Genomic DNA, 6,693 nt, shown 5'->3' with positions numbered 1-6,693 from the left:
GTCGGGAGGTAGACAAACATCTTGATCGAAGCGGATCAACATTTATTTATGTAAGGGGGTGCTTTCCGCCCCACCCTGTGGAGGAGTGGGGAAACCAGCACCCCCTTACCAACCCCCTTATGGTTGTTGCAAAATTTAGATTTAATTTTCTTTAGTAAAAAATTCTAGATTTTATTTGAAACCAGAAACTTCTTCCTCATCATTTTTATTAGATACACCCCTTTGGATCTAGTTGGATCTAGAAAATATTTGAAAGAAATTTTAAATTAATCAGGAACCTATGGAAGAAGATTTAATCTACCACTTAAAATACTTGAATCCAAAATCTTAAGATACTAACTCTAAAATTAAAAATTTTAGTTTTTGCTTTGGGCCTGAAGATTTGTATTAGGTTCAATAGAGGCTTTATCAAATTCTTCTCGGTTAGGAAATATATCAAAAACTCGATCCATACTTGTTAACTCAAACAGAATTCTAACTTGTTCATTAATAGAACATACAACTAATTGACTTCCAGCAGCTCTAACAGTTTTGAGCGCTAAAACTAAAGCACCTAAGCCAGAGCTATCCATAAAAGTTACATCTTTAAAATCTATCAAAATAATATCTGCTCCAGCTTCAACTTGCTCACTAATTTCTTGGCGAAATTCAGTAGCCTTAGTGCCGTCTAAAATGCCATTAGGTTGAATATACTTAACCACAGTACTCATATTTTCTAGAAGCTATGACTCTAACTATTAACAAACCTAGCCTAGTATACCTCATTACTGAGATTAAGTCCAAGTATATTGATAAGTAACTCAAAAGTAATTACCATATAAGCTTTTCTGTTGTTTGATTTAATTGATAGGACTAACTTTGGCACGGAATAGTAGTTTACCTCCCTGTCGATAGCCAGTATAACGAACTTTTACCAGTTCTCCCTCTTGGGCAGACCCTTCCATTAGTTGATGTAACTGAGGGTCAAAAGGAACTTCTACTCCCACAGGAACGATAGATTCTACATTCCATTGTTGGATCAATTGCTCTACTGGACGTAACAAAGGTAATATCTTTGTTGCTGGTAAACGAGGATTTTGTTTAACCTTGTATACAACAGTGGGCCATTGTTGTAACCAAGATTCTAAAATTTGCAAGCTAGACTGCTGAAACTCCTGTGTTAAAAATTGTTTTTGTTGCTCAAAGTTTGCCTGGAGATTGCGATATTCTTGTTCTAATATTGATGTGGAAGTTGGTACTGATTTTTTGACAAGTTCGGGGGCAAAATTATCTAATAATTCTGTTAATGTTATTCCTAATGCTTGACTAATTTTGAGTAGAATATCTACTCGCATTTGTGACCCTAACCCACGTCGCAACCGAATAAGCTGCAATTCCGAAACCCCTGCTTTTTGACTTAATTCTTTAAAGCTAGAAATACTTGCTTTCTTCATCAGGTTTTGTAATTGGGAGGCATAGTTTATTGGAAAAGACTGATTCATTTCACCGGATATTAAAAGAAAAGAGTAGACTTTTGTGTCTGCTCTAGAATATATCACAATTACTCATTATCATTAGACATCTGGTGAAAAAGATATAGACTTTTTGTAAAAGTAGGGAACAGGGAATAGGGAACAGGGAACAGGAAAAATGTTTTTAGGAAAAAAACACGGAAAATGATTTTGTGAGTAACTTTTACAACCCTAGTTTTTAGTAAATAAAGGGTAAGTTTATTTTCTGGAGATGTCTATTAAGTAGGTCAGCATTAAAAATTATCCTGATGACAAAGCACGAAGTGTGGGGTAAAAGGAATAAAATAGTAGGGTGTTTGAGGGACTTTACTTTTCATTACATACTAATTTTTTTCACCTTCTTACTGACTAAAAAATTACCGAATAATTAAGGTTTAAAGCCTCTCATGAGTAAGGAGAAGCAGCGGTCGATCTTCGCAGCTTCCCGCAGGGTGGGATGGCGAAGAAACCTGCGCCATATCCAATCGACCAAGAGAAGAAAAAATTTTCATGATTAGTCAATCCTCTTCTTTTCAAGGAGAGGTAATAATTAATAATTAATAATTAATAATTAATAATTAATAATTAATTGTTGAATAGCATCTTACAGCGCTTTTCAAGTTGATGAACCACATCTTCACAAATAATACCTTGTAGGGAAGTTCCATGGAACGTCCCTACTGTGGTCTACCCAAATGAAAACCTCTGTAAGTATTGAACTTACTCAAGATGATTTTATGAAATATTTTGAGTGAGCACCATCGATTTTTTACAGCAATTTCAATTTAAATTCAGCAATATTCATTGTGATTGTATGCTAATTATGTTGATTTTTGAATTAATAAAACAAATTTATTTTGATTGTCAATGTGCTTCTAGGAACCACAAACGTTTATCAATAGTCCGAGAAACTTCGGTATACAAATCGGATGTATCTGCATCTCCTAATTTATATGTTTTATCTATTCCATATTGGACTAATTTTGCATAAGTTGCGAAGCGGTCTGCTAATGCTATTTAAATAATCTTTTCCATAAATGATTTGATCAGAATATTCTTCGTGAGTAAATAGACATCTCCTCCACGCATAGGCAGTAGGCAGCTTTGCTGTAGGCAGTAGGGAACCCACCCCTCGCCCCTCCCCCTCCCAGGAGGGGAAAGAATTGATAATTTATGTGTGATAATTGATTTGATTTTGGATTTTTACCAGATGTCTAATAGTTAAGAAAAAGATTTCCCTGTCTAGGGTTCATTATCAGTCTATGTCCTAACTAACTATTTCGCCTGTTATAGCTATTTATTTCTTGGCAAAGGTCGATAAACTTTGGTCTACTAATTAATTTGTTCATAATTAAATCATACTTATAGGGACTTTGATCTAAAAAGGGGTATGTTAATAGGTAATATCATGTCCGGTTGAATACTTATAAATAACGACGGAGGATGACCGAGTCAGGATGACCGAGTCAGGAGGGAATAAGAAGGGGTAGTGGTACATTGTAATGGTATAACCAGTGGGAGTATCTTGCTCCCGTTCTAATTATTTTTGTCACGGTATAGTCAGTGGGATCATTTTGCTCTCTTTCTAAGTGTTGCTTGTCTCCACCTACCATTACTATGCAGGATTACCGAAGAAGGAAGAGGAGAAGAAAATTTTTGATCACTAATTAAACGGACATGATATAAAAGTTGTTTGTTATATCTACAGAGTCTTGATGTGATTTTATCAAGTATCTCCCAATGAGGGGGGGAAAGGAAAAAAAGTGATAATTTATTTATCTACCTAAGAAGTATTTTTCTTGATGATAATTTTGCATTTATTGTATAGTTTCAACCATAAATAAAAAATATTTATTTGACTAATTCTTAAGTTTGAGAGTCGCTCAAAATAATTAAATTATAAGTTTTTTTCAATCTAGCTATTTTTAGCTACAATAGCTATAAAATAAACACTGTGGAGGTAAATAAAATTGCAGACTAAGATATATAAAAAATATTTCACTCACAAATTAATTCCGATTACAATATTGATAACAGCTTTACTGCTAGGATTATATAAAAGACCAGCAGAAGCTTTAGAAGAATCTAATAGATTGCTCAAAATAGGAGTCATACAACGATTTGGTACTAAAACTACAGATAAAATCACCCTGAGAGCTACTCCTGGAGATAAATTAACTTTAAGCTTTAAAACTCCAGTAGGAAAAGAAACTCTTACTACTGAAAAAGTTGAGTTGAAAATTAAGATGAGACCGCAAGAAAAAGCATTATTAAAAGAGCGGTTAATTCTCAGTAGTCACCGCAGTTATGAAAATGCTGAAGAAGATGCTCAATTATGGAAAAATAAGGGAATAGAAGTAGAAGTAACCCAACCCGGAAGATGGAAAGTTTGGGCAAAAAGAGAAGTTTATAAAACTCCTTTATTGCGACGCTGGTTACTAGAAAGTCTACAAGCTAATAGTAATACAAATGTATATCTCGATTTGGAAGTTCTCAAACAAAGACCCACAGCTTACTGGGAAATGAATGGCTATACTTATCATCGCCATGAATTAGATATTACAGCAGGAAAAGATATAATTCTCGTTAATAATCAATTTAACCAAGATACAGCAATACCAGAAGAACGACGTTATGCTGGCTCACTCAAATTACAACCGAATGCTTATGGAAGCTACACATTAGTAAATAATATCCCAATAGAAACTTATATTCGGGGAGTAGTACCCCACGAATTAGGAGCTTGGCCACCAAAAGCATCCCTAGAAGCTCAGGCAATTTTAGCTAGAACTTATGCACTACGGAATTTACATAGGTTTGTAGCAGATAATTATGAGTTGTGTGCCAATACTCACTGTCAAGTCTACAAAGGATTAGATGTATACCCAGAAACAGATGAAGCGGTAGCAGCAACTAGAGGAAAAGTCCTGACCTATGAGGATGAGTTGATAGATGCTGTTTATTTTGCTGTTAGTGGTGGTGTGACAGCAGATTTTAACGACTTGTGGAATGGCACTGAACGTCCCTATTTACGACCCGTAGTTGATTCAGCTAATAATATCTGGGATTTATCTACAAATAGTTTAGCTGATGAACAAAATTTCCGTAAGTTTATGAGTCTTCAAACAGGATTTAATGAAGAAGGTTGGATAGAGTTTCGTTGGCGCGAGGTAGTTAGTTTACCTGGTATAGTTAGCTATTTAAAGAGTTATTTTCGAGAGAAAAAAAGTCCTTTTGCTCAAATTGAAACTGTAAAAAATGTGGAGGTGACAGAGCGATCGCTAGCTGGTCGTGTTCTGAAAATGACTGTGGAAACTGATAAAGGAATTATAGACTTAAATAAGGACGAAGTACAAAATGCCTTTTGGGTGCCTTGGAGTACACTCTTTTATTTAGACCCTATATACAAACCCGATAAAACTTTATGGGGCTATAGTTTTGTTGGAGGGGGATTTGGACATGGGGTAGGTTTCTCTCAGAAAGGGTCTATTAAGTTAGCTGAGTTAGGTTGGAGTAGCGATCGTATTCTCAGTTTTTATTTTCCTGGAACAGAGATCCAACCTCTCAGCGAGTCCGTCACTTTTGGACAAAAATAATAGTAGCGATCTATCCTCAAGCTGAAAAAGCGAAATTACTCTGTGCTCATCTGAATACTGATCACATTGCTTCACTCTACAAGGCTTTTCCTGGGCTTGAGGCACACCGTCTACCTTGAAGATCAGAAATTGATCACGCCACCTCGTAACTGGAATTTAGACCAGGGCAAACGCATCTTATTTTGCCGTTCCCTATATGTAGTGTTTGTTTGATTTTATAGACACTATATGTTGAAAGTCTATTGTCAACAAGCGCAATAAAACCCGGTTTATTGATAATTACCCCTAGTTTATTGACGAGATGCGTTTGCCCTGGAATTTAGACCAGGGCAAACGCATCTTATTTTGCCGTTCCCTATATGTAGTGTTTGTTTGATTTTATAGACACTATATGTCGAAATTCTATTGTCAACAAGCGCAATAAAACCCGGTTTATTGATAATTACCCCTAGTTTATTGACGAGATGCGTTTGCCCTGATGCAAAAAATTTAGACTATCAACAGATATGAAAAACAAATGTTGAGATTAATTAAGCTGATTTCGTCTTTTTTGTGTTTTTTTTTCTGGCTTTCAAACTTACCTTTTCCTTTTTTCACTATTGGGTATCGTTTTCTTTTGTTACGAATTTGACCTTTTTTCGAGCCTGGAGATTTTCCACGGGGTTGGGGTGAAAGTGCTGGTGTTCCCACAACTGCAATAACTGCTCCAAACCCCTGAGCTGTCCTTCCAGGAGTTAAATTACTCTGTGCTTTTTGCCAAGGTAGAGGATGGTCTTCCATCATCCCACGAGCTAACCATAACTCCCAAGTGACCATGGGCATCAAATCACTCCATCGATCACATTGCTCTTTAGTGCCCAAGTTAGGTAAAGTCCAATGTAATCTTTGCTTAGAAAAACGATACCAATGTTCAATTGTCAAGCGACGTAGATATAAGTCAACTATTTCTATCAAGTTGGGTATTTGTTCTCCATGCCAACCTAACCATAGTGGTTTACTTTTGGGTGAATCTAATTGTTGAACTCGAATTACAGACAACTTTTGATGGGCAAGTTGTCTAAAATGTAATTGATGCCAAGCTATGATCTGAAGCTTTCCTAGTTTGGAATGTTCCACTTCCACCTTCAGGTCTTCTTTTAGCGCTCGCCTGATGATCTGTGATGATAACTTCTTGCCTATGAAGCTAATACACCATTTTAGGTGTTGGTAAATCAAGAGATGAAACTTTCAGACTAATCCCCTTCTGACTCACTCTAAATTTTTAACCAGAGTAAGTAATGGGTATCACCCCTGCTAGAAAATCATCTTACTAATTACCAACGCCCCATTTTAAGCTTGACGCGCCAGTAGTTATGGCGATTGGAGAATTTTTTTATATCCAATTAAACGGATTTGATATAATAGCGTAACATTGAAAAAAAACACCCCCCAATATTCAATATTGGAGGGTGTCTATATTAGCTAACTAAAGCTAACTCAAAAATTAACCATTGATAGAAGGAGCTTCTACAGCAGCCAAATCTAGAGGGAAGTTGTGAGCATTACGCTCGTGCATTACTTCCATTCCTAAGTTAGCCCGGTTAATGATGTCTGCCCAAGTATTTACC

Annotated in this window: 4 protein-coding genes and 1 pseudogene; 1 reads left to right on the top strand and 4 read right to left on the bottom strand. The window is 36.0% G+C overall.

Annotation, left to right across the window (positions count from 1 at the left end; translation table 11 throughout):
- Nucleotides 1-356: 356 nt before the first annotated feature.
- The gene (locus F6K06_RS32855) at nucleotides 357-710 is read right to left on the bottom strand and encodes an STAS domain-containing protein (protein WP_124145448.1); all 354 of its coding nucleotides are present in this window, start codon (nucleotides 708-710) and stop codon (nucleotides 357-359) included.
- Between the two features lie 129 nt (nucleotides 711-839).
- A complete protein-coding gene (locus F6K06_RS32850; protein WP_124145447.1) occupies nucleotides 840-1,481 on the bottom strand; it encodes a helix-turn-helix domain-containing protein in 642 nt (213 codons plus the stop codon).
- Between the two features lie 1,979 nt (nucleotides 1,482-3,460).
- Here F6K06_RS32850 and F6K06_RS32845 point away from each other — a divergent pair.
- Nucleotides 3,461-5,086, top strand: a complete 1,626-nt coding sequence (locus F6K06_RS32845; RefSeq protein WP_124145446.1) for a SpoIID/LytB domain-containing protein — start codon at nucleotides 3,461-3,463, stop codon at nucleotides 5,084-5,086.
- 489 nt (nucleotides 5,087-5,575) lie between these two features.
- Here F6K06_RS32845 and F6K06_RS32840 read toward each other — a convergent pair whose 3' ends face one another.
- Both F6K06_RS32840 and F6K06_RS32835 read right to left on the bottom strand, forming a co-directional pair.
- The gene (locus F6K06_RS32840) at nucleotides 5,576-6,202 is read right to left on the bottom strand and encodes a hypothetical protein (RefSeq protein ID WP_124145445.1); all 627 of its coding nucleotides are present in this window, start codon (nucleotides 6,200-6,202) and stop codon (nucleotides 5,576-5,578) included.
- A 367-nt stretch (nucleotides 6,203-6,569) separates the two neighbouring features.
- Nucleotides 6,570-6,693 (bottom strand): annotated as a pseudogene (locus tag F6K06_RS32835) (photosystem II q(b) protein); the annotation flags it as partial.

Origin of the sequence: Okeania sp. SIO1H4, from assembly GCF_010672695.1 — a bacterium.
Lineage (GTDB): Bacteria > Cyanobacteriota > Cyanobacteriia > Cyanobacteriales > Microcoleaceae > Okeania > Okeania hirsuta.
The sequence above is the reverse complement of the archived record's forward strand: the minus strand, read 5'-3'. Positions and strand labels throughout refer to the sequence as shown.

What these genes read in the sequence shown, in the direction of transcription:
- F6K06_RS32855 (WP_124145448.1), bottom strand. Translation starts at nt 710, where the DNA reads ATGAGTACTGTGGTTAAGTATATTCAACCTAATGGCATTTTAGACGGC.
- F6K06_RS32850 (WP_124145447.1), bottom strand. Translation starts at nt 1,481, where the DNA reads ATGAATCAGTCTTTTCCAATAAACTATGCCTCCCAATTACAAAACCTG.